Raw genomic sequence first — 23,518 nt, 5'->3', positions numbered from 1 at the left:
CCCTGCCTAAGATCAGGCCCATGACCCCTTCCTCCTCCGGCACCGCCACCAACCCTGTCCCGCTGCGGCAGGATGCCCGCACCATCGGCCTCATTGGCCTGGCCCATGGCAGCTCGCACTTTTTCCACATGCTGCTGCCGCCGCTGTTCCCGTGGTTGATCGGCGAGTTTGGCTTCAGCTACTCCGAGCTGGGCCTGCTGGTATCGGTGTTTTTTGTGATATCGGGCGTGGGCCAGGCGCTGTCGGGCTTTTTGGTGGACCGCGTGGGTGCGCGGCCGGTGATGTTTTTTGCGCTGTCGAGTTTTGCGGCGGCAGGCCTGGCTGCGGGCATCGCGCAGGGCTACCCGGGGCTCTTGCTGGCAGCGGCCCTGGCGGGCTTGGGCAATGCGCCCTTCCACCCGGTGGACTTCACCATTTTGAACAAACGCGTGTCGCCGCAGCGCCTGGGGCATGGCTTTTCGGTGCACGGCATCAGCGGCAATCTGGGCTGGGCCACGGCACCGGTGTTCATGGCGGGCATCGCCACGGCCACGGGGTCGTGGCGCACGGCCTGCCTGTGCGGCGCCCTGTTCGCCCTTGCGGTGCTGGCCATCATGGTCTGGAACCGCGATGCGCTGGATGACCGCCAGGGCGCCTGGGCGCACCAGGCCAAGGGCGGGGCCGGGGCGGCCAAGCCCGAGCACCCCATGGCCTTCCTCAAGCTGCCCTCGGTGTGGCTGTGTTTCTCGTTCTTCTTCTGGAGCACCTGCGCACTGAGCGCCATCCAGAGTTTTGCCAGCCCGGCGCTGCAGTCCATGTACGGGCTGCCGCTCAGCGTTACCGCCATGGTCGTCACCGGCTACATGCTGTGCGGCGCGGTGGGCATGCTGATCGGTGGCTTTCTGGTGGGGCGTGTGCAGCGGCTGGAGAAGATCATCTCGGTGTGCCTGCTGGGTTCGGCCGCGCTGCTGGTGGTGGTGGGTTTGGGCTTTTTGCCCGGCATGGCGGCGGTGGCCGTGGCTTCGGTGGCGGGTCTGGGCACGGGCCTGGCCGGCCCCTCGCGCGACATGCTGATCAAGCGCGCGGCGCCCCCTGGCGCCACGGGCCGGGTGTATGGCACCGTGTATTCGGGCCTGGACCTGGGCTTTTGCCTGGCCGCCCCGGCCTTTGGCGCCATGCTGGACCAGGGCATGACCTCGGGCATCTTCTACGGCTCGGCCTTCACGCTGGCGCTGAGTGTGGTGTCGGCAGCGCTGGTGGGGGTGGGCGTGGCAGCACGGGCCGCTCGGCCCCTGGCTACCGCTGCCTGATCGGGAGAGGCGAAGCGGTCCCTCGTTGGTGGATCGTCGGCGGGGCATCGATCAATGGGCCCGGTGCACCAGGGGTTCTGGGCGCGGGTCAGCGCATGGATGGGGCTTGTGTTGCAATCGCTGTCGACTGCGCTGGGGCCTTTGAATGGCCTGCAGTGTGCAGCCCCCCAACACCACTCTAAGGATCCCCCATGACCCACCCCATCTACAACGCCAGCATCCCTGTCTTCCGCCAGATGCTGGGTTCCCTGAAAGACGTGCTGGCCAAGACCGAGGCCCACGCCACGGCGCGCAAGATCGAGCCGGACGCTTTGCTGCAGGCGCGGCTGTTCCCCGACATGTTTCCGCTGGCCCGCCAGGTGCTGATTGCCTGCGACTTCGCCAAGGGCGTGGCCGCACGCCTGGCCGGGGTGGAGGTGCCGTCCTTCCCCGACGCCGAGCGCCCCGGTTTTGCCGACCTGAATGAACGCCTCGACGCCGTGCTGGCGTTTGTCGAAGGCCTGCCAGAGGCGGCGTTTGCCGATGCCGCCACGCGCCAGATCACCATCCAGCCCGGCACGCCGCGCGAGAAGCAGTTTGTGGGCGAACACTACCTGCTGCACTACGGCCTGCCGCAGTTTTTCTTCCACGTGAACGCGACCTACGCCATTGCGCGCCACAACGGCGTGGAACTGGGCAAGCGCGACTACATGGGCAAATACTGATCCGTACACCTGAAAGGCAGCCCGGGGTGACCTGGGCCTGCCTTGTCCCCGGGCCAACCGGCACCCACGCCACAGGCCAGGGCGCAGAAGGTTCCTCAAGGGCCGCTACTGCGCGTAGTTCAGTGGCAGCGCGGTGGTGAACTTGATTTCTTCCATCGCAAAACTCGAACTCACGTCCGACAGCGCCACGGCCTGCGTGAGCCGCTTGTAGACCGCGTCGTAGGCACGGATGTCGGGCACCACCACGCGCAGCAGGTAGTCCACGTCCCCGCTCATGCGGTAGAACTCGACGATCTCGGGAATCCCCATCACGGTATCCCGCAGGGTCTCGAACCATTGCTGGTGGTGCTGGCTGGTCTTGACCGCCACGAACACCGTCACACCCACATTCACCTTGCGCGGGTCCACCAGGGCGACGTGGCGGGTGATGTAGCCCTTCTCGCGCAGCCACTGAATGCGCCGCCAGCAGGGTGTGTTGGACAGGTGCACGGCCTCGGCCAGCTCGGCCAGCGGTGTCTCGGCATTTTGCTGCAGCATCGCCAGCAGTTGGCGGTCAATGGAATCCAGATTCTGTTTCACGGCAAATATGAAAAATCGTTTCTCATATTTGGCGCTAATCGGGGCATAAAAGCAAAATGATTCCGGGACCCGTGCCACATACTGAACAGGTGTTTCTGGCACGGAATCTGCGGTTCTATTGCCGCAGATCCTGGGTCCTGCATCCATCGTGGTGCAGGCAAGTCCGCCCACCGTGGCCCGCTGCCAGGGCCCGCTTTGTTCCTCCCGTTCTTCCAAGGATTTCATTCATGGCGCCTTCTGTCTTTCGACGCAACCCTTTTGCCACGGGCCTGAGCATCGCCGCACTGGCCGTGCTGGCCGCCTGTGGTGGCAATGACGGCCCCACGACCCCGGTGGCCACACCCGAACCCACCGAGCAGTACGTGCCGCCCGAGCCGCCCTCAGGCTACACCCCCAAAGCCATCAGCTACGCCAACAAAGACATGGTGGCTGCGGCCAACCCATTGGCGGTGAAGGCGGGCGTGGACATCCTGGCCAAGGGTGGCACCGCCACGGATGCCGCCATTGCGGTGCAGATGGTGCTGAACCTGGTGGAGCCGCAGTCGTCGGGCATAGGGGGCGGAGCCTTCATGCTGCATTACGACAAGGGCGCGAACAAGCTGCTGGCCTACGATGGCCGCGAGACCGCACCCAAGGCAGCTACGCCCAACCTGTTCATCGGTGCCGATGGCAAGCCGCTGGCGTTCCTGGCGGCGGTGGATGGTGGCCTGTCGGTCGGTACGCCGGGTGTGTTACGCATGCTCGAAGCCGCCCACAAGGCGCACGGCAAGCTGCCATGGAAGGACCTGTTCGAGCCCGCGATCAAGCTCAGTGAAGAAGGTTTTGCGATTTCGCCGCGCATGAGTGTGTCGATCGCAGGCTCGGCCGCACGCATCAAGGCGCAAGGCGAGCCCGGCGCCAGCTACTTTCTTAACGCCGACGGCACGGCCAAGGCAGCAGGCACGCTGCTCAAGAACCCGGAGCTGGCAGCCACGCTCAAGGCCATTGCGGCTGGCGGCGCCAACGCGTTCTACCAGGGCGATATTGCCAAGGACATCGTGGCCAAGGTGGCCAGCCACCCCACCAACCCCGGCAAGCTGGCGCTCGATGACCTGAGCGGCTACACCCACAAGGTGCGCGAGCCCGTGTGTGGCGTGTACCGCGTGTTGTACCGCGTGTGTGGCATGCCCGCGCCCAGCTCGGGCGGCATTGCCGTGTTGCAGACGCTGGGGTTGCTGCAGGGCTTTGACCTGGCGGCCATGAAGCCCAACACGCTCGATTCGGTGCACGTGGTGTCCGAGGCCTACCGCCTGGCCTATGCGGACCGCGCCCTGTACGTGGCCGACCCCGACTTTGTGAGCGTGCCCCAGGCGGGCCTGATCAACGCCGACTACCTCAAGGAGCGTGCCAAGCTCATCAGCCTGCAAAAGAGCATCGGCGTGCCCGTGGCCGGTACGCCACCGGGGGTGAGCGGCGCCAAGGGGCAGGACAACTCGCTGGCCCTGCCATCGACCACACACCTGTCCATCATCGACAGTGCAGGCAACGCGGTGTCCATGACGACCACCATCGAGAACGGCTTTGGCAGCCTGCAGATGGTGCGCGGCTTCTTGCTGAACAACCAGCTCACCGACTTCTCGTTCACGGCCACCGACGCGGCAGGCAACCCCATTGCCAACAGCGTGCAGCCCGGCAAGCGCCCCCGCAGTTCGATGGCGCCCACCATCGTCTTCAACGCCACCACGGGTGACCTCGAAGGCGTGGTCGGCTCGCCCGGCGGCAGCGCCATCATCCAGTACACCGCCAAGACCATCCTGGGCATGACGGACTGGGGCCTGAACGTGCAGCAGGCCATCAACCTGCCGAACTTTGGTGCGCAGACCAACGCCACCACGTCCATCGAAAAGGGCTCGGTCATCGACACTGCTGCCATCCGCGAGGGCCTCAAGGCGCGCGGCCACACCGTGGCGCAGACCGACACGTTCACCAGCGGCCTGCACGGTGCGGTGTTCAATGGCCTGCGGTCCAACGGCAATGCGGGCCTGCTGGCGCGCAACCCCGGCGCCGGGACCCATGCAGGTGGAGCCGATCCACGCCGTGAGGGGATCGCGCTGGGCAACAACTGAAGCGCGGCGAGGTGACCGGTTCTGCCCCTGATGGGGTCGAGCCGACGCACGGAAGGGCTGTCTGGTGGGCTACCGGGCAGCCTTTTTCTTTGGAGGCTCTGTGGCCACCGCCAGATGTTGTTCGCCCGCCAGCGTGCGCAGCAAGGCAGTGAAGGTGGCCGTGGGGCCCATGTTGTCGTCCACACGGTAGACCAGGGTGAGTGGCACATCCAGCCGCCCGCCATCCACCAGCGGCCGGTAGGCAATGGCGTGGCGGTGCACGCCCAGCATGGACGACGGCACCACGGAAATGCCGGTGCCCGCAGCCACCAGGTTGAGGTTGGTCAGCATGCGTGCCACTTCGGCCACCACACGGGGGCGCACGCCCTGTTCGCTGCACAGCGTGAGCAGGTTGGCGTATAGGCCGGGCGCGCCCGGGCGGCGCACCAGGATCATGGGCTCGCCCTCCAGGTCGGCGATCTGAATGGGCAGCGGCTTGCCGCGCCGTTGGCGTTGTGCCAGCGGGTGGTCGATGGGCAGCGCCACCATGGCGGGCTCGTGCTGCAGCGTGTCGAACGCCAGGCCCGCAGGCCGCGCCACCGGCACGCGCAGCAGGCCGCAGTGCAGGCGTCCATCGGCGACGGCCTCGGTGATCTCGGCGGCGTTGTTCTCGCCAATCTCCAGCACCAGGCCCGGGTGGCGCGCGCGGCACTCACGCAGCGCAAACGGCGTGAACTCATGGGCCGCGGCGGAACTGGTGAACGCAATCGCCAGCCGCCCGGTTTTGCCCTCGGCCAGCAGCTGCATGCGGCTTTGCAGCGCATCGAAGTCGTGCACCAGGCGCGTGGCGTCAGCTTGTAGTGCGCGGCCCGCTTCGGTCAGTGTCACGCCCTTGGCATGGCGCTTGAACAAAGCCATGCCCACCGTGTTTTCAAGCAGCTTGATTTGCTGGCTGAGTGGGGGCTGGGCCATGCCCAGCTGCTCGGCGGCGCGCGTCATGTGCCCGGCGTCTGCAACAGCGAGAAAGTAGCGGAGCTGGCGGATGTCCATGTCAGCGGTGCGATGGTGTAGGTAGCGATCTCATACGTAAATCATATCGAAGATGGTGGATGGACCTATTTGACGTATCGGAACTCCGTTTCTACGATGCGCAGCAGCTACCCACCACAACCATCATTCAACGGAGACTTTCCCCATGGCTGCTTTTCCGCCGCTTCGCGCCTGGCCCCGCTGGACCGGGGCCGCGCCGGCCGCCCTGGCGGCTGCTGTTTTGGCTGCCTGTGCGCCGGTTGCCACCCAACCCCAGGCGGTGGCCGAGGCCGCACCCGCCGCCACGCCATGCCCCAAGGACTTGGCGCCCATCGCCCGCTGCCTGTCGGGCAAGGATTCCGCAGGGGCGTATTACCTGATTGCCATGCCGCAGCAATGGAACGGCCACCTGGTGCTGCACGCCCACGGCGGCCCGGCGCTGGGCGCGCCCAGGATGGAGCGCGCGGTGGAGGACCTGGAGCGCTGGTCCATCATGGTCCGTGCGGGCTATGCCTGGGCGGGTAGCACCTTCCGCCAGGGCGGCGTGGAGGTGCGCGCGGCGGCCGAAGACATCGAGCGCCTGCGGCAGATCTTCGTGCAGCACGTGATCCAGCCGCAGCGCACCATCCTGCACGGCCAGTCGTGGGGCGCCAGCGTGGCGGCCAAGGGGGCCGAGATGTTCCAGGCCACGGCGACTAGTGGCAAACGCCCTTACGACGCTGTGCTGCTCACCAGCGGCGTGTTGGCAGGCGGCACGCGTTCGTACGATTTCCGCACCGATCTGCGCGTGGTCTACCAATACCTGTGCAACAACCACCCCCGGCCCACCGAGGCGGCGTACCCGCTCAACATCGGCCTGCAGCGCGATGCGGCCATGACGCAGGCGGATCTGGCGGCGCGCGTGAACGAATGCCTGGCGCTGAACAAATCCGCTGCAGAGCGCACGCCCGAGCAGCAGCGCAAACTCAAGGCCCTTGTCGACGTGATCCGCATCCCCGCCAGCTCCATCCAGGGCCACATGAACTGGGCCACGTTCCACTACCGCGATGTGGTGCAGCACCGCGCCGGGGGTGCGAGCCCGTTTGGCAACCAGGGCGTGCAGTACAAGGGCTCACCCGACGATGCGGCCTTGAATGCCGCCGTGCTGCGCTACCGCGCGGACCCCGCCGCCGTGGCGCGGTTTGCGCAGGACACGGACCTCAGTGGTCGCATCCCCGTGCCGGTGCTCACCGTGAAAGGTGTGGACGACCCCACGGCCTTTGTCGAGCTGGACGCGGCCTTCAAGGCCACCATGGAGCAAGGTGGCAGCGCCGCGCGCCTGGTGCAGACCTTCACCCAGCACCACACCCACAGCTACCTGAGCGACCCCACCTACCCGACGCTGATGACCGCCTTGCTGCGCTGGGTGGACGGAGGTGTGAAGCCCACGCCCGAGGGCATCGCAGCGCAGTGCCCGGCCTTCGAGGCGCATTTCGGCAAGGGGTGTGCGTTCCTTCCCCGCTATGTGCCTGCGGCGCTGAGCACCCGCGTGGCCGACCGCGAACGGCCCTGATGTTCGGGCAGGGGTAGCGCCGCTCTTCCCCATCATTTGTGACCTGAAATGTGGCTCCCTCCAGGGGCTGCTTTTTTTTTCCATACTGGTGCGGTCCGGCAATAAAAAAGGCCCCGACATGCGGGGCCTTTTTTGGGGAGCGGGCTGTTTGTTGTTTATGCAGCCACGGTCTTCAACGCTGCATTCAGCGTCTTGCTGGGGCGCATCACGGCGTCCAGCTTGGCGGTGTCGGGCAGGTAGTAGCCACCGATGTCGGCGGGTGCGCCCTGCACCGCAGCCAGCTCGGCCACGATGGTCTGTTCGTCAGCGGTCAGTTGTTTGGCCAGCGGTGCGAACAGCTTGGCCAGACCGGCATCGTCGGTTTGTGCGGCCAGTTCCTGGGCCCAGTACAGGGCCAGGTAGAACTGGCTGCCACGGTTGTCGAGCTGGCCGGTCTTGGGCGAAGGATTCTTGTTGTTGTCCAGAAGCTTGCCCGTGGCGGCGTCCAGCGTCTTGGCCAGCACCTTGGCCTTGGCGTTGCCGGTCTTCAGGCCCAGGTCTTCCAGCGACACGGCCAGCGCCAGGAACTCGCCCAGCGAATCCCAGCGCAGGTGGTTTTCTTCCACCAGCTGCTGCACATGCTTGGGTGCGGAGCCGCCCGCGCCGGTTTCGTACATGCCGCCACCCGCCATCAGGGGCACGATGGACAGCATCTTGGCCGAGGTGCCCAGTTCCATGATGGGGAACAGGTCGGTCAGGTAGTCGCGCAGGATGTTGCCGGTGGCGCTGATGGTGTCCTGGCCACGGATCACGCGCTCCAGCGTGTAGCGCATCGCACGCACCTGGCTCATGATCTGGATGTCCAGGCCCGCCGTGTTGTGCTCGTGCAGGTACATCTTGACCTTGGTGATCAGCTGCGCTTCGTGCGGGCGGTACGAGTCAAGCCAGAACACCACGGGCATGCCGGAATTGCGCGCGCGGTTCACGGCCAGCTTGACCCAGTCGCGGATCGCGGCGTCCTTGACCTGGCACATGCGCCAGATGTCGCCGGCTTCCACGTTCTGGGAGAGCAGCACTTCGCCGGTGGCCAGATCGGTGATGTTGGCCACGCCGTCTTCGGTGATCTCAAACGTCTTGTCGTGCGAGCCGTACTCTTCGGCCTGCTGGGCCATCAGGCCCACGTTGGGTACCGTGCCCATGGTCTTGGGGTCGAACGCGCCGTGCCATTTGCAGAAGTTGATGATCTCCTGGTAGATGCGGGCGAAGGTCGATTCGGGCATCACGGCCTTCACGTCCTTCAGGCGGCCGTCGGCGCCCCACATCTTGCCGCCGTTGCGGATCATCGCGGGCATGGAGGCGTCCACGATGATGTCGTTGGGCGAGTGGAAATTGGTAATGCCCTTGGCCGAATCGACCATGGCCAGCTCGGGGCGGCCTTCGTGGCAGGCGTGCAGGTCCTTCAGGACTTCTTCGCGCTGGGCCGTGGGCAGCGTGGCGACCTTTTCGTACAGGTTGGCCATGCCGTTGTTCACGTTCACGCCCAGCTCTTCGAACAGCTTGCCGTGCTTGGCGAACGCGTCCTTGTAGAAGATCTTCACGCAGTGGCCGAACACGATGGGGTGGGACACCTTCATCATCGTGGCCTTCACGTGCAGCGAGAACATCACGCCGGTCTTGCGCGCGTCTTCGATTTCCTTCTCGTAGAACTCGACGAGCGCCTTCTTGCTCATGAACATGCTGTCGATGATTTCGCGGTCCAGCAGCGACACCTTTTGCTTGAGCACCACGGTCTTGCCGCTCTTGGTGATCAGCTCCATCTTCACGTCGCGGGCGCGGTCCAGCGTCATGGACTTTTCGCCATGGTAGAAGTCGCCAGCGTGCATGTGTGACACGTGCGAGCGCGATGCCTGGCTCCAGTCGGCCATGCTGTGTGGGTTCTTGCGCGCGTATTCCTTCACGGCCTTGGGGGCGCGGCGGTCGGAGTTGCCTTCGCGCAGCACGGGGTTCACGGCCGAGCCGATGCAGCGGGCATAACGCGCGCGGATTGCTTTTTCTTCTTCGGTCTTGGGATCTTCAGGGTAGTCAGGGATCGCATAGCCCTTGCCCTGCAGTTCCTTGATGCAGGCCTGCAATTGGCCGACCGAGGCGCTGATGTTGGGCAGCTTGATGATGTTGGCATCGGCCTGCAAGGTCTTCTTGCCCAGCTCTGCCAGGGTGTTGGGCACCTTCTGTTCGGCGGTCAGCGATTCGGGGAACTCGCCCAGCACGCGTGCGGCCACGGAGATGTCGCTCTCGGTCACGTTGATGCCCGCTGGCGCCGCAAAGGTGCGGATGATGGGCAGGAAGGAAGCCGTGGCCAGACGGGGGGCTTCGTCGGTCAGGGTGTAGATGATGGTCGGTTGCTGGGTCGTCATGGCTTGTCTCACGAAACAGAGTGTGTAAATGCCCTCGGCTGCGTTGCAGCGGGGCCAAACGCGGATGCTCTCTGATTCTCCTTGCTCGGGGCTGTCTGTGCCCGCTGTTTTTGCAATCGAATCTCACAATGCAAAATTATCATAAGCCTGCGGCACTTTTTTTCACCAAAAAGGTGGTAATCACCCTTCTGCCACGAGCGGTTTGGGTGGGCGGGTGCCGCCGTACCGTCACTCCGCGCGGGCTATGAAAAGCCTGCCGGGACCGCCGCCACGCGGCCCGGCGTGACCGCAAACCGGGCCCAGCTGCCAGGAAGTGCAGCGGGTGATGCGCCGGTAAACGCCCCAAAGGCGGGCAGGATCAGTTGCCCCTCTCCCCAGCCAAAACAAGGCGCCCGCAGGGAGTCGCGCCCGGGGCCGTTCAGTCGCAGAGTGGGGTGCAGATGGCCCGCCAGCACGGTGTGGCCGACGACAGCTTGCGGGTGGTGGCAGGCCAGCAAAGGTGTGTCGGCATGGGGCAACCAGGGCTCGTTCACGATGGCCAGGGCCAACGGTGTAGGTGGGTCGCCCGCGTGCAGGTCGTGATTGCCGCGCACCAGGGTCATCTGCAACTGCGCATGGCGCTCGCGCCACGGCAGCAACTGCTGCCACAGGGCATCGGCCGCACCGCTACGGGCGTGCAAAAAGTCGCCGAGAAAGACGAGGTGCTCCGCGCCCGTCACGGCTAGCACCGCGTCGAGCCTTGCCAGGTTGTCGGCCGTGGTGCCGTGTGGCACCGGCTGGCCCGCGCGGCGGAAGGTGGCCGCCTTGCCGAAGTGCACGTCGGCCACGAAGGCCATGCGCGCAGCGGGCCACCACACGGCGCGCTGGGGCAGCAGCCACAGGGCGGTGCCGCAGGGCAGGGTGATGGCATGGGCGCCAGCAGGTGGGGATGCAAGCGACGGGGCGGTGGTGTCGGTGTCTGCAGTCACGGGCAAGGTCGGTCGTCGTCTTCGTCGTCGTGCTCAGAATCCGTGGCGTCCCCGGGGCCGGCGGGGCTTGTCGCCTGCATCGCCTCGGCGTGCGCGCCGGGGGGATGCGGTGGCGCCGTCGGGGACGTCCCAGGCCATGTCGGCCGGGGCCACGGGATTATCGGCGTGGTGGGTGCCGGTGGTGTCGTCGGCGGCCTTCTCCAGCGCCTGCACCATGCGCGCCAGGCGGTCGGCCAAGGTCTCGGTGCTCAGACGTTCGCGAAAGCGCTCGACCATCAGCGGCAGGGCGAACGGGGTGGGGCGTTCCAGCTCATGGATGGACAGTGTCTGCGCCTGCATGCCGCGCAGCGTGCGGGCCAGTCGCTCCATATCGAGCTCGTTGGCCAGCAGCTCGGCGCGGGCCTGGGCCAGCAGCAGGTTGTCCGGGTCGTACTGGGCGAACACGTCGTAGTACAGCGACGACGAGGCCTGCAGCTGGCGGCTGCTGCGCTGCTCGCCCGGGTGGCTCTGGAAGATGAGGCCGGCGATGCGCGCGATCTCGCGAAAGCGCCGGCGCGCCATTTCGGTGGCGTTGAGGCTGGCGAGCACCTCCTCTTCGAGCCCGCTGCCGAGGGTGGTGGGCGTGCCCTCGCCCAGGATGCGCGGCAGCAGCGTGGCCCAGGCGATGGGCTTTGCCGAGAGCAGCTCCAGCCCATAGTCGTTGACGGCGATGGAAAAGGTGTTGGCCACCTGCTGCGACGCGCGCCAGGCCAGCAGGCCGGCCAGGCCCAGGTGCACCAGACGGCCCGCCAGCGGGTACAGGTACAGGTGCCAGCCCTCGCGCGTGTGCAGGGTCTCGGCCACCAGGCGGCCGGGTGTGGGCAGGGCGGACCAGGCGTGCTGCAGCGCCAGCAGGGGCCGGGCGGACTGCATCTCGGGCGATGCGTACACGCCGCGCTCGGCCTGCTCCAGCATCTCCAGCATGGCGTCTGCTAGGGTGTTCGACAACGGCATGCGCCCGCCGTTCCAGCGCGGCAGCGCGGCGCTGCCGCGGGGCGCGATGCGCACGTAGGCCGTCATCTGCTGGGTGCGCACCAGCTCCAGCAGGCGGCCCGCGAACATGAACACATCGCCCTTGCGCAGCCGGGCGATGAAGCTCTCTTCCACCGAACCCAGGCGCCCGCCGCTCACGAACTGCACCTGCATGCTGGCATCGCTCACGATGGTGCCGATGTTGCTGCGGTGGCGGCGCGCCAGCCGCGCATCGGGCACGCGCCACACGCCTTCCTCGTCGGGCACGGCGCGCTGGAAGTCGGGATAGATGGCCAGCGAGGCCCCGCCCTGGCGCACGAACTGCAGGGCCCATTGCCAGTCGCCATCGGCCAGCGTGGCATAGGCCGGCGCGCGGCGCACCTCGGCCAGCAGCTCCGCGGGCACGAAGCCGCCGCCCAGTGCGATGGTGACCAGGTGCTGCACCAGCACGTCCAGCGGCGCGTGCGGCGTGTGCCGCTCTTCGATGCGGCCCAGCGCCAGTGCATGGCGCGCGGCGGCGGCCTCCACCAGCTCCAGGCTGTGCGTGGGCACCAGCGTGATGCTGGAGGTGCGCCCCGGTGCATGGCCCGAGCGGCCCGCGCGCTGCACCAACCGCCCCACGCCCTTGGCCGAGCCGATCTGCAGCACCTGCTCCACGGGCAGAAAGTCCACGCCCAGGTCCAGGCTCGAGGTGCAGACCACCGCCTTGAGCTGGCCGGCCTTGAGCCCGTTCTCCACCCAGGCGCGCACCTCCTGGCCCAGCGAGCCATGGTGCAGTGCCAGGGTGCCGGCCCAGTCGGGCCGCGCCTCCAGCAGCGCCTGGTACCAGCGCTCGGCCTGCGAGCGGGTGTTGGTGAAGACCAGGGTCGATGCGCAGGCCTCGATGGACTGCACCACCTGCGGCAGCAGTGCCAGGCCCATGTGGCCGGCCCAGGCGAAGCGGTCCACCTTGGCCGGCAGCATCACGTCGACCTGCAGCGCCTTGTCGATGCGGCCCTGCACCAGCACGGCGGGCGGTGCGGCGGGGGCGCCCTGCACCGGGCGGGGCAGCAGCGTGTCCAGCGCCTCCTGCAGGTTGCCCAGCGTGGCCGACATGCCCCAGACCTGCAGCGTCGGGTTCCAGCCCGACAGGCGCGCCAGCGCCAGCTGCGCCTGCACGCCGCGTTTGTTGCCCACCAGTTCGTGCCATTCGTCCACAACGACCAGGCGCACGTGGCGCAGGCGCTCGTGGGCGTCGGCGCGGGCCAGCAGCAGCGACACGCTTTCGGGTGTGGTCACCAGCAGCGTGGGCAGGCGCCGGTCCTGTGCGGCGCGCTCACCGCTGGAGGTGTCGCCGGTGCGCAGGCCGCCGGTCCAGTCCGGCGCCAGATCGGGCAGGGGCGCGACCAGCGCCCGCAGCGTGTCGGCCGCCAGGGCGCGCATGGGGGTGATCCACAGCACCGTGAGCGGCGGCGCTGCCGCACGGCGTGTGCGCAGGGCCGTGCGCGCGCTGGCCTGTGCAGTCGGTGCAAAGGGCTCGCCTGCCAGCGCCAGGTGCTGCAGCGCCCCCAGCCACACGGCATAGGTTTTGCCCGCACCGGTGGTGGCATGCAGCAGGCCCGAGCGACCCTCGCCCAGGGCGCGCCACACCTCTTGCTGAAAGCCGAAGGGCTGCCAGCCGCGCGCCGCCATCCAGCCCGCTGCGGCACTCAGGGCGACGGTGGGCAACGGCTTGCGTGGGCGGCGGGGCGGGGCCTTGGCGGCGGTGCTCATTGCGGTGCGTCCTGCCCCGGCAACAGCGCCATCAAGGTTTGCAGCGTGTCCGCCTCGGCCACGGTCTTGTCCTTGCGCCAGCGCAGCATGCGCGGAAAGCGCACTGCGATGCCGCCCTTGTGGCGCGGGCTCTTGCCGATGCCCTCGAAGCCCAGTTCGAACACCATGGTCGCATCCACGCTGCGCACGGGGCCAAAGCTCTCGCGCGTGGTCTTGCGGATGATGGCGTCCACCTGGCCGATCTCCACGTCCGTCAGACCCGAGTAGGCCTTGGCGAACGGCACCAGCTGGCGCTCGGGGTCGCCCTGCGGGCCGTTCCACACGGCAAAGGTGTAGTCGCTGTAAAGGCTGGCGCGGCGGCCGTGGCCGCGCTGGGCGTAGATCAGCACGGCGTCCACGCTCATCGGGTCGATCTTCCACTTCCACCACACGCCCACGTCCTTGGTGCGGCCCACGCCGTAGTGCGCCTGGCGGTTCTTGAGCATGAAGCCTTCGGTGCCCATGCTACGCGCGGCCTCGCGCTGGCGCGCCAGGTCCTCCCAGTCGTCGCCCTGCAGCAGCGCGCTCAGTCGCAGGGTGTGCTGCGGTGCGGGTGCAATCGCGGCGGCCAGGTCGACTTGCAGCGTAGCCTCCAGCAGCGCGCGCCGCGCCTGCTGCGGCTGCTGGCGCAGGTCCTGCCCCGCATGCTCCAGCAGGTCGTAGGTCACCAGCACCACGGGCAGTTCGCGCAGCAGCTTGGGGCCCAGGGTCTTGCGGCCTAGGCGCTTTTGCAGGTCGGCAAAGGGGCGCGGCTGGGGCTCGTCGGGAAGCCACACCAGGATCTCGCCATCGACCACTGTGCCATCGGGCAGCTGCGCCATCGCGGCCTCGGCCAGCTCGGGGAAGCGGTCGGTCACCAGCTCCTCGCCGCGCGACCAGACCCACACCGCGCCCGCACGCCGCACGATCTGCGTGCGGATGCCGTCCCACTTCCACTCCACCAGCCAGTCACCGGGCGCGCCGAGCAGCGCGGGCATCTCGGCCACGGGCTGGCTGAACGGGTGCGCCAGGAAGAAGGGGTAGGGCTGGCCCGCCATGCCGGTATCGCCGGTGCCGGGCTCGCTGCCATTGGCAGCATCGTCCACCGGTGCGACCAGAGCTGCGTAGTCGTCTGCCGCGGGCTGCCGGCCGATCTGTGTGTAGCCCATGAGCCGGTGGGCGATGCGCTTGGGGTCCAGGGCGCTCACCGTGGCCAACGCCTGCGTGACCTGCAGGCGCGACACCCCCACGCGGAAGTTGCCGGTGATGAGCTTGAAGTACACGAAGCGCTGCTCCGGCGCCAGCATGTCCCACTGCGTGCGCAGCCGGGCATCGGCCTCCTCGGGGGGCAGGGCGCGCAGGGGCAGCAGCCGGGCCATCCACTCGGCCAGCGGCAGGTCCACGGGCTGCGCGGGCGGGGGCAGCAGCAGGGCCAGGGTTTCGGCCAGGTCGCCCACGGCCTGGTAGCTCTCTTCGAACAGCCACTCGGGCAGGCCCGCGGCCTCTTGCGCCAGGGCTTTGAGGCGCTTGGTGGGCACCATCTGGCGCGGTTTGCCACCCGCCAGAAAGTAGGTGGCCCAGGCCGCATCGGCCGGCGGCGCCACGCGCAGGTAGGCCACCAGCGCGGCCAGCTTGGCCGACTGCGCGGTGGTGGTATCCAGGGCTTGGAACAGCTCGGCAAAGGCCTTCATGGTGCCTTCGCCTCCGCCGGGGTTTCAGCATCTGCTGCAGCTGGGTCGGTGTCGGAGGCTGCAGCGGGCGCGGGTGTGGCAGCGTTGTCGTCCTCGTTGTCGTCGGCGCCGTATTCGGTCTTGAACACCTGCGCGTCCAGACCCTGCTCGCACAGCCAGCGCACCATCACCTCGGTGCTGCCGTGGGTGACGATGACGCGCTCGGCCCCGGTGGCGCCGATGGCCTTTTGCAGGCTGGGCCAGTCGGCATGGTCGCTCATCACGAAGCCCCGGTCCACGCCGCGCCGACGCCGTGCGCCGCGCACCAGCATCCAGCCGCTGGCAAACGCATCGGAATGCTCGCCAAAACGCTTGAGCCAGGGCGTGCCCGCGGCCGAGGGCGGGGCCAGCACCAGCGCGCGGCGCAACTCGGCTTTGGTGACGCCCGGGTCCGTCACGCGCAGGGTGGGTGGCAGCGCCACGCCCGCCGCGCGGTACACGGCATTGAGCGGGTCTACCGCGCCATGCACGACGATGGGACCGATGCTGGCATCCACCCCGTGCAGCAGCCGCTGCGCCTTGCCGAAGGCATACGCATACAGCACGCTGGCCTTGCCCGCCGCCGCATTCGCGGCCCACCAGGCATTGATGTCGGCGAACAGCACGGGCTGCGAGGGCCAGCGGTAGATGGGCAGGCCGAAGGTCGATTCGGTGATGAAGGTATGGCAGCGCACCGGCTCGAACGGCGGGCAGGTGCCATCGTCTTCGAGCTTGTAGTCGCCCGAGGCCACCCACACCTGGCCGCTATGTTCCACCCGCACCTGGGCCGATCCCAGCACATGCCCCGCCGGGTGCAGCGACAGGCGCACGCCGTGGTGGTCGATGGTGTCGCCATAGGCCAGCGTCTGCAGGTCGATATCGGCCCCGAGTCGGTTGCGCAGCGTGCCTTCGCTGTCCTGGTGCGCCAGGTAGTGGGCCGAGCCCATGCGCGCATGGTCCGAATGCGCATGCGTGATCACGGCCCGGCTGACCGGCCGCCAGGGGTCGATGTAGAAATCCCCGGCCGGGCAGTACAGGCCTTCGGGGCGGTGGACGATGAGGTCGCTGGGGGGCACGGTCAGGGCATCGTAGGGGGCACGCCCCATCCGGGGGGCGGGCTGGGGATTGCAGAAAGAGGTTTTGTCCCTAGAATTTAGATAAAAATGACTGCCAGCGCTTATCCATCAAGCGCCAATAGCTATCAAAAAATGAGTAAACCGCAATCTGCCTGCTGTGCAGGCGGATAGTTCGTTGCGCCATCCCATCATCCTGCGTGCACCTTCCCTGTCTGCAGGCCAATACCGCTTTCGTATGCACACAGAAATCGCCCGCCCGTCAGACGCCGCCGCCATCGCGGCGGTGCTGCACGAGGCCGCGCAGTGGCTGGTAGACCGCCAGATGCCGCTGTGGGCCGTGTCCGATTTCAGCGAGGAACGTGTGCAGCAGGATGTGGATACCGGCCACTTCCTGGTGGCCAGGGTGGGCGATGACGTGGCGGGCGTGGTGCGCTGGCAGCGCGAAGACCCCACTTTCTGGCCGGATGCGGAACCAGGCACCTCCGCGTTCCTGCACAAGCTGGCCGTGCGGCGGGCATGGGCGGGGCAGGGGGTGTCTGCCGCGCTGCTGGCGTTCGGGCGCGAGCACGCCCGCAGCCTGGGTGTGCGTTACCTGCGGCTGGACTGCGTGGCCGATCGGCAGCCGCTGCGCGCACTCTATGAGGGCTTTGGTTTTACCCTGTACGACTGTGTGCTGAAAGGCCGCAGGGAATTTGCGCGATACCAGATCGCGTTGTAGGCAGCGTGGGTGCCTGCCGTCCACCAAGGAGCAATGCATGCGCCGTGTTTGTGTGTTCTTCCAGTTCTTCCTGCTGTGGTTGGGGGTGGCTGCCCTGGCCGTTGCCCAGGACGGCAGCCCAGCCCCCCGCACCAACGCCTTCAACGACCCCTTCGTCCAGGTCACGAGCGCCATCCCGCAATGCCCCGTGCCCGAGGGCCCGCTCTACACCGAGGCCGAGGTGCGCGAGCTGGCGCACACGCGCTCGCAGCATGGCGGCAGCTGCCACCGCGTGGGGCGCTGCCGGCTGCCCAACTCCTACCTGTACGACGCGGAGCTCATTCCGCGCGTGCAGCGCTATATCCGCGAGGAGGGGCGTTTTGACGACACCAGCGTGTGGGTGCTGGGCGAGCGGCGGCTGGTCACGCTGATGGGCTGCGTGCAGTCCGAGGCGCAGTCGCTGGCGCTCGAGAAAGCCGTGGGGCTGGTGGATGACGTGATGGGTGTCATCAACCTGCTGCAGGTGGGCACGGCGCGCGAGGGCGCGCGCTACCCGCTTGCGCCCTCGCGCCCCTGACGGGGCTCCATTCACAGGGGTGGGACCCGGTGCGACCAGGGTTCGGCCTGTTCCAGTTCATAGGCCAGTGCGAACAGGGTCTGCTCGTCGCCGACCCGCGCCGCGAAATGGCTGCCGATGGGCAGGCCGCGCGCGCTCAGTCCCAGCGGGACCGACATCGCTGGCGTGCCCGCCACGTTGTGCAGCGGTGTGTACGACGCATAGCGCATCAGCCGGGCCCACAGCGTGGCGCCGGGCACGGTGGGGGCGAGCCACCCCAGCGGTGGCGGCTCGCTGGCGGCCACCGGGCTGAGCACGACATCCACGGCGTCGAACCAGGCATTCACCTGCGCGCCCACGGCGGCAAAGTGCGCGCCGGCGCGTGCCGCCGCGCCGGCGGGGAGCGCGCGCGCGTGCCGTGCCAGGTGCAGGGTCCAGGGCTCCAGCAGCGTGTCGGGCGGGCGGCCCGTGCCCTCGGCCTGCTGCAGTGCCCGGTCGGCGCCGCCGCTCCAGGCGACCATGAAGGCATCGAAGAACCGCTCGCCGTCGATGCCATGCGCAAAGGGCTGCACCTGATGCCCAAGCCGTTCGCACAGCCGCGCGACCCGGGTGACTTCCTGCAGCACCGCGGGGTCCGGCATCTCGCCAAAGAGGTTCTGCGGCGCGAAGCCAATGCGCAGGCGCCGGGCCGAGGGTCCGTGCACCGCGGGCATGGGCGGCAGCGGCGCGGCGCCATCGCCGCGCTGGTTCCACCAAAACAGCGTGGCGCTGTCGCGCACCGTGCGGCTCACCGCGTGGTCGACACCGGCATCGCGCGGGCCGGAGCCCTGCATGCGCGAACGGCTGGGCTTGAGCCCGAACAGCCCGCAGCACGAGGCGGGGATGCGGATCGAGCCGCCGCCATCCGTCGCGTGCGCCATGGGCAGCATGCCCGCGGCCACGGCCGCCGCGGCGCCGCCCGAGGAACCACCCGGGGAGTGCAGCGGGTTCCAGGGATTGCGGACCGGGCCGCCAAGCAGGGGCTCGGTGGTGGCGCTGAGCTGGAACTCGGGCGTTGCCGTCTTGCCGATGGCGATCAGCCCGCTGGCTTCGCAGCGCGCCACCAGCGGCGACGAGGCGCTGGAAAGCGCCGCGTCCGCCTGCAGGCGCGAGCCGCTGCGCCGGTGCGTGCCTTGCAGGTCGACCGCGTCCTTGTAGGCAAACGGCACGCCCCAGAAGGGCCCGGCGGAGGGCGGCCCCTGCCACTGGCCGCGAGCCCGGTCGGGGCAGAGTTCCACCAGCGCCTGCAGCCTGGGGTTGATGTCCACCACGCGCGCCAGGCTGGCCTGCACCAGCTGCGCGGGTTGCAGATGGCCCGCCCGCACCAGCGCTGCCTGGGCCGTGGCATCAAGCGCCAGCAGGCCGGGGGGGGCGCCGTGGGCGAAAGCGGGGCGCAGGGGTGCGCCCAGTGCGGTCAGGCCCATCAGGCCCAGAAGATCTCGTCGTTGCATGGTGTGTGCACAGTGAATGGAGGAGAGGGCCATCGTCTCTGGGCCGGGCCGCGCGAGCTTGTATAAAAGCGCCATGGCCGCGCTTTTTTGCTACCACCTGCTGCCCGCCTGCCTGGGCGATATCGACGAACGCCCCGACGCGCTGCTCGCGCGGGCCGTGCGCACGCAGGTGCAGGGCTTCGTCACCCACCAGGCGTATGTGGCGCAGGTGCTGCGCGGCGGCCCGGAGGCGCGCGGGCAAGAGGCTCGGCGGGAGGCACGCCTTGCACTGCTGTGTGCGCTGGACCTGAACCCGGTGCAGGCGCTCCTGGCGCCCCCGGCCGCCGTGGGCCGTGGGCCATCTGCGTTCGTGGACCGCTGGAACGCCTACAACCGCATGGCGCCCCTGGGCGTCAACACGCAGCTCGATGGCCAGGGAGCGCTGCGGCGGGAATCCCCCGCGCTGCCAGACCGTGCGCTGCGTGCCGCGGCGCAGCGCAGTGCCGACATCCGCGCGGGCATTGCCGCGTCGTGCGTGAGCGTGCTTGCGCGCGGCAGCACCCGCAGCAGCCCGGCGGATGCGCCGCGCACGCTGCAGTCCCTGGCGCGGCGGCTGGGGTGCGCGAACGAGGTGCTGGACCTGCTGGCCTGGTGGCGCGAGGAGCCCGCCCTGGTCCTGTCCGACGCCGCCTGCCGCCTGGGTCGCAGCGCGCGCCAGCTGCAACGCGATCTGGCCCGGCACGGCCTGGGCTTTGCCACGCTGCGCCAGGCCGCCCGCATCGAACAGGCGCAGCAGGCCCTGCTTGGCGGCGCGGCCAGCCTGACGGGCATCGCGCATGCCGCAGGGTTCTTCGACTCCGCGCACTTCGTGCACGGCTGGCAGCGTGCCTGTGGCATCAGCCCCAGCCAGTACCGGCAGCTGGCCGGTCGCCAGGACACCCAGGGCGCTCTCTGCGCCCCGGGGGCCGTGCGCAGAGGGGTGGATTTCGTGGAAAACGCGCAGTAGGTTTGGCGGCCCGCTGCGGCATATTGCGGCTTCCATCCTTGCAAAGGAAAACATATGTCCCGTAGGTTCCAGAGCTTTCTTCCTCCCCTGTCTCAGCGCACCGTTTTGTCCCGCGTTGCGGTAGTGGCGCGGCACCCTGCCTACCCGCAGCCCGCCACGCCCCGTGGGGCCAGCACCGCGCGGCCAGGCCGCCGCTGGCTCGTGCCCGCGCTGGCCATGGCGGCGTGGGTGGCCGCGATGCCGGGCGCGCACGCCAAGACGTTCCGCTGGGCCGGGTCCAGCGATATCCAGACCATGGACATCCACTCGCAGAACAGCGCCTTGGGCAACGGCATCCATGCGGCGGTGTATGAGTCGCTGGTGATGTTCAACAGCCGCACCCTCAAGGTCGATCCGCTGTTGGCCACCTCGTGGCAGCAGGTCAGCCCCACGCAGATGCGCTTCAAGTTGCGCCAGGGCGTGAAGTTCAGCGACGGCTCGGCCATGACGGCCGATGACGTGGTGTATTCGCTGCAGCGCGCGATGAGCAAGACGTCCACCTACGCCATCTACACCCAGGGCATGGACCGCGTCGCCAAGGTGGACGGCGAGACCCTCGACATCTTCCTGAAGAACCCCAACCCTGTGCTGCTCAACCAGCTGACCGAGCTGCGCGTGATGAGCAAGGCCTGGGCCGAGAAGAACAACTCGGTGGAGCCCAAGGACATCAAGGCCAAGGACGAAACCTATTCGCACCGCAATGCCATGGGCACCGGGCCGTTCGTGCTCAAGGAATGGGTGCCCGACCAGAAGATCGTGTTTGCCGCCAACCCCCACTGGTGGAATGCCGGCAAGGCGGAAGGCAACGTGACCGAGATCACCTATACCCCCATCAAGTCCGAAGCCACACGCATTGCCGCGCTGCTCTCGGGTGAGGTGGACATGGTGCGCGACACCAGCATTCAGGACTTGGCCCGCCTGCGTGCCCACCCGAGCCTCAAGGTCATGGAGATGGTGGAGAACCGCACCGTGTACCTGGCCCTGGACCAGTTCCGCGATGAGCTGCCCGGCAGCAACATCAAGGGCAAGAACCCACTCAAAGACCTTCGCGTGCGCAAGGCGCTGTACCAGTCCATTGACAGCGCCACGCTGCAGCGCGTGACCATGCGCGGCATGTCCAAACCCACCGGCGCCATGGTGTCGCCCCTGGTCAACGGCTGGACAGAAACCGTGGACAAGCGCCTGCCCTACGACGCCAGCGCCGCCAAGGATTTGCTGGCCCAGGCGGGCTACAAGGACGGCTTCGAGGTGGACTTTGCCTGCAGCAACAACGCCATCGTGCAGGACGAAGAGCTGTGCCAGGCCATCACATCCATGTGGTCACGCATCGGCGTGAAGGCCAAGCTGCGCACGCTGCCCGCCGTCACCTACTACCCCATGGCCCAGCGCCACGAAGCCAGCATCGCGATGCTGAGCTGGGGCGTGCCCACGTTTGATGCGCTGTACACCCTGCAGTCGCTGGTGCGCACCAAGACCACGGGTGGCGACGGCAACTACAACCTGGGCCGCTACAGCAACGAACGCATGGACTACATCGTGGACCGCGTGAAGACCGAGACCGACCTGCCCGTGCGCAACCGCTTGCTCACCGAAGGCCTGCAACTGCAAAACGATACCGTGGCCCACATCCCCCTGCACAACCAGATGCTGGCCTGGGCCATGAAGAAAAACGTGGAGCTGGTGCAGCGGCCGGACAACCGGATTGACTGGCGGTTGATCAAGGTGAACTGACGGGCAGGGGGCGAAAGGCCGTCCGTTGACGGACGGCCTTTCGCGGCGCGCTCACGCTGGCAGATTCAGCCGCAGCACGCTGTTTTCGCTGCCGACGTACAGGCTGTTGGCATCCGGGCCTGGGCTGATGAATTTCACCAGGTTCAGATTGGCGGGCAGCGCACCCAGGCGCACGCCGACCGGTGTGGGCTGGTTTTGCCCTGCCAGCAATTCCAGGCCTTTAGCCACGGTAAAGCGGTAGACGCCGCATGCGCTGGACAGAAAGACCTCGCCAGGGCGGCTGGGCAGGGTGCACAGTTGGTGGTAGTGCCCGGAGATGAAGCTCTGTATGTTGACTGAAGGTAGGGCGAACGACTGCCGGTTGGTGCCTTCGAGCCGTACCAGCTCCGGCACAGAGCCCACGAGGCGCGTGCGGCCCTCCGACAGCACGGGCCGGTTGCACAGCACCCACCAGACGGGCGAACTCCCCCCCTCGAACGCGATGTCTGTCACATCCATGTACCAAGGACGCTGGTCCAGCGGCGGGTAGCTGGCAGCCGTGTGGACCAACTGCGGGTCGCCAACGACCAGCTTCACCTGTCCGCTGGCGCTGACAGTGCCCATCAATGAGGTGCCGGATCCGTAGGGCCGCGAATCCAGCACGAAAGGCAAGGTGCGGGTGGCAAACCACAGCAGGCCCGTGGAGTCGGTCCGCAGAACCTTCAACCCTGAGACACCCGCAAAAAGCGGGCTTGTCACCCAGCTTTCCCAGGCCGAGTTGCCCGCGCTCTTGGAGGCGCGCAGCAGCGTGTTGTTGGCTGGGTTGTGGGTGACCAGGTAGCCGTACGCGCTGGCCAGCTGTTGGTAGCCGGACGAGAACGTGCTCGACAGGGACGTCACCTGGCCTGCGGGCGTAATAACCCGCAGAGGCGTGGGCGTGGTCCGGTTTGGCGGAGTGCCTTGCAGTGGGATTTCCGCCAGCGTAGCTACATAAATGGGGCCCGATGCATCGGAGGTGGCGTACGCACCTCTTACAAAGTCAAAGCGGGCTGCGCCCCCTGTGCCATCGACATACCCGCGTTGCTCGGACAGGCCGACCCAGGGTCGGGCTACCGCATTGGCCCCTTTCACGCGGTCCAGCACAAAGAGCACGCCAGGGCTCTCGGTGGTTTGCGCGCCCTCTGGCTCGGCTGAGCCGCTCGCTACCAAGTTGCCATTGGTGGGGTTGGAGACGGCTGTACTTACCCACCCCGGCATTGGCCAGATGTCTGAGCGCGTTCCGTCCAACGCGTAGTGGGCCAGGGTGTTGGAGGCGGAGTCGAAAGCCCAATACGTGTCCACCGCACCTTTGAGGGGGGCGAATGGCTCGGGATGCCCCACCCCTTGCCAATTGTGCGAAAGAACAGTCCAGGAATATCCGCCCAAGGGCGTCAGCGTCAATTCCGCCCATTCCACACGGCTGTTCTGGACATCTCTGGTGAACCGGCGCACCGCCCCTGTGGCGGAGGCCACCAGGCGGCTGTTGTCAGGGGCTGGCAGCAAGGAGGTCAGGGTTCCATCGGGACTCACGGTGCGCAGCAAGTAGCCCGAAGCATTGCGCGGGCGGTCCAAAAAGTACACCAAGCCGTCGCGGGCCAGCAGCGGGCTATCAAAGGCTCGGACCCTGGCTGCTGGGCCTTTGCCGTCCTGCAGCGGACCTTCCGTCGACTGGCCCGCCAAGGCAACCAGTCCTTCGTTGTTGAACAGCGAAAGAAGGACGCCCACGGTGTTCCGCATGGTGTGGGCAATCAGATAACGGTCCTGCGCATCGACCACCCCAGATATATCGTCCTGCTGTGGGCTGAGGGCGAAGTACGACAGCGCGCCTTCGGCAGAGA

The 23,518-nt window shown here is 67.7% G+C and carries 17 protein-coding genes; 8 read left to right on the top strand and 9 right to left on the bottom strand.

Going from position 1 to position 23,518, the window contains the following annotated elements; all coding sequences use genetic code 11:
* The first annotated feature begins 20 nt into the window (after positions 1 to 20).
* Both ASE39_RS11005 and ASE39_RS11000 read left to right on the top strand, forming a co-directional pair.
* Positions 21 to 1,289, top strand: coding sequence for an MFS transporter (locus ASE39_RS11005; protein WP_057271155.1), 1,269 nt, complete (start codon positions 21 to 23; stop codon positions 1,287 to 1,289).
* A 191-nt stretch (positions 1,290 to 1,480) separates the two neighbouring features.
* Positions 1,481 to 1,993: a DUF1993 domain-containing protein gene (locus ASE39_RS11000; RefSeq protein WP_010465138.1), complete on the top strand. Its 513-nt coding sequence runs from the start codon at positions 1,481 to 1,483 to the stop codon at positions 1,991 to 1,993.
* A gap of 105 nt (positions 1,994 to 2,098) precedes the next feature.
* Here ASE39_RS11000 and ASE39_RS10995 read toward each other — a convergent pair whose 3' ends face one another.
* Positions 2,099 to 2,560: an Lrp/AsnC family transcriptional regulator gene (locus tag ASE39_RS10995; RefSeq protein ID WP_029414206.1), complete on the bottom strand. Its 462-nt coding sequence runs from the start codon at positions 2,558 to 2,560 to the stop codon at positions 2,099 to 2,101.
* A gap of 239 nt (positions 2,561 to 2,799) precedes the next feature.
* On the opposite strand from ASE39_RS10995, the gene ggt reads away from it, so the two are divergent.
* Positions 2,800 to 4,677 (top strand): gamma-glutamyltransferase, encoded by a 1,878-nt coding sequence (gene ggt, locus ASE39_RS10990; protein WP_057271154.1) that lies wholly within the window; start codon positions 2,800 to 2,802, stop codon positions 4,675 to 4,677.
* A gap of 69 nt (positions 4,678 to 4,746) precedes the next feature.
* Here ggt and ASE39_RS10985 read toward each other — a convergent pair whose 3' ends face one another.
* Positions 4,747 to 5,706, bottom strand: coding sequence for a LysR family transcriptional regulator (locus ASE39_RS10985; protein ID WP_057271153.1), 960 nt, complete (start codon positions 5,704 to 5,706; stop codon positions 4,747 to 4,749).
* A gap of 145 nt (positions 5,707 to 5,851) precedes the next feature.
* On the opposite strand from ASE39_RS10985, the gene ASE39_RS10980 reads away from it, so the two are divergent.
* Positions 5,852 to 7,237, top strand: a complete 1,386-nt coding sequence (locus tag ASE39_RS10980) for a hypothetical protein (protein WP_057271152.1) — start codon at positions 5,852 to 5,854, stop codon at positions 7,235 to 7,237.
* A 155-nt stretch (positions 7,238 to 7,392) separates the two neighbouring features.
* Here the strand turns inward: ASE39_RS10980 and ASE39_RS10975 are convergent, their stop codons facing one another.
* From ASE39_RS10975 to ASE39_RS10955, 5 genes are all read right to left on the bottom strand, one after another.
* Positions 7,393 to 9,630 (bottom strand): NADP-dependent isocitrate dehydrogenase, encoded by a 2,238-nt coding sequence (locus ASE39_RS10975; protein WP_057271151.1) that lies wholly within the window; start codon positions 9,628 to 9,630, stop codon positions 7,393 to 7,395.
* A gap of 242 nt (positions 9,631 to 9,872) precedes the next feature.
* Entirely contained in the window at positions 9,873 to 10,598 is a 726-nt protein-coding gene (gene pdeM, locus ASE39_RS10970; protein ID WP_242421408.1) for a ligase-associated DNA damage response endonuclease PdeM, read from the bottom strand.
* A gap of 33 nt (positions 10,599 to 10,631) precedes the next feature.
* A complete protein-coding gene (locus ASE39_RS10965) occupies positions 10,632 to 13,361 on the bottom strand; it encodes a ligase-associated DNA damage response DEXH box helicase (protein WP_057271150.1) in 2,730 nt (909 codons plus the stop codon).
* Entirely contained in the window at positions 13,358 to 15,070 is a 1,713-nt protein-coding gene (locus ASE39_RS10960) for an ATP-dependent DNA ligase (protein ID WP_057271149.1), read from the bottom strand. Before ASE39_RS10960 ends, ASE39_RS10965 begins: the two co-directional genes overlap by 4 nt.
* On the bottom strand, positions 15,067 to 16,194 hold the full coding sequence (locus tag ASE39_RS10955) for a ligase-associated DNA damage response exonuclease (RefSeq protein WP_057271148.1): 1,128 nt from the start codon (positions 16,192 to 16,194) through the stop codon (positions 15,067 to 15,069). Before ASE39_RS10955 ends, ASE39_RS10960 begins: the two co-directional genes overlap by 4 nt.
* Before the next feature lie 205 nt (positions 16,195 to 16,399).
* Between ASE39_RS10955 and ASE39_RS10950 the strand changes: the two genes are divergently transcribed.
* Both ASE39_RS10950 and ASE39_RS10945 read left to right on the top strand, forming a co-directional pair.
* Positions 16,400 to 16,882 (top strand): GNAT family N-acetyltransferase, encoded by a 483-nt coding sequence (locus ASE39_RS10950; protein WP_057271147.1) that lies wholly within the window; start codon positions 16,400 to 16,402, stop codon positions 16,880 to 16,882.
* 37 nt (positions 16,883 to 16,919) lie between these two features.
* Positions 16,920 to 17,438 carry a BON domain-containing protein gene (locus tag ASE39_RS10945; protein ID WP_057271146.1) on the top strand — a complete coding sequence of 173 codons (519 nt, stop codon included), beginning with the start codon at positions 16,920 to 16,922 and terminating at the stop codon, positions 17,436 to 17,438.
* 11 nt (positions 17,439 to 17,449) lie between these two features.
* Here the strand turns inward: ASE39_RS10945 and ASE39_RS10940 are convergent, their stop codons facing one another.
* Positions 17,450 to 18,907 (bottom strand): amidase family protein, encoded by a 1,458-nt coding sequence (locus ASE39_RS10940; RefSeq protein WP_199864267.1) that lies wholly within the window; start codon positions 18,905 to 18,907, stop codon positions 17,450 to 17,452.
* Between the two features lie 73 nt (positions 18,908 to 18,980).
* Here ASE39_RS10940 and ASE39_RS10935 point away from each other — a divergent pair, with 73 nt between their 5' ends.
* Positions 18,981 to 19,892: a helix-turn-helix transcriptional regulator gene (locus ASE39_RS10935; RefSeq protein ID WP_010465164.1), complete on the top strand. Its 912-nt coding sequence runs from the start codon at positions 18,981 to 18,983 to the stop codon at positions 19,890 to 19,892.
* A gap of 216 nt (positions 19,893 to 20,108) precedes the next feature.
* Positions 20,109 to 21,662 carry an ABC transporter substrate-binding protein gene (locus tag ASE39_RS10930; RefSeq protein WP_057228542.1) on the top strand — a complete coding sequence of 518 codons (1,554 nt, stop codon included), beginning with the start codon at positions 20,109 to 20,111 and terminating at the stop codon, positions 21,660 to 21,662.
* A 51-nt stretch (positions 21,663 to 21,713) separates the two neighbouring features.
* On the opposite strand, the gene ASE39_RS10925 is transcribed toward ASE39_RS10930, so the two are convergent.
* Positions 21,714 to 23,417: a hypothetical protein gene (locus ASE39_RS10925; RefSeq protein WP_242421407.1), complete on the bottom strand. Its 1,704-nt coding sequence runs from the start codon at positions 23,415 to 23,417 to the stop codon at positions 21,714 to 21,716.
* Positions 23,418 to 23,518 lie beyond the last annotated feature (101 nt).

Origin of the sequence: Acidovorax sp. Root267 (assembly GCF_001429215.1) — a bacterium.
In the GTDB taxonomy this organism is placed as follows: domain Bacteria; phylum Pseudomonadota; class Gammaproteobacteria; order Burkholderiales; family Burkholderiaceae_C; genus Acidovorax; species Acidovorax radicis.
Note: the sequence above shows the minus strand (reverse complement) of the source record. Positions and strands in the feature narration are given on the sequence as shown.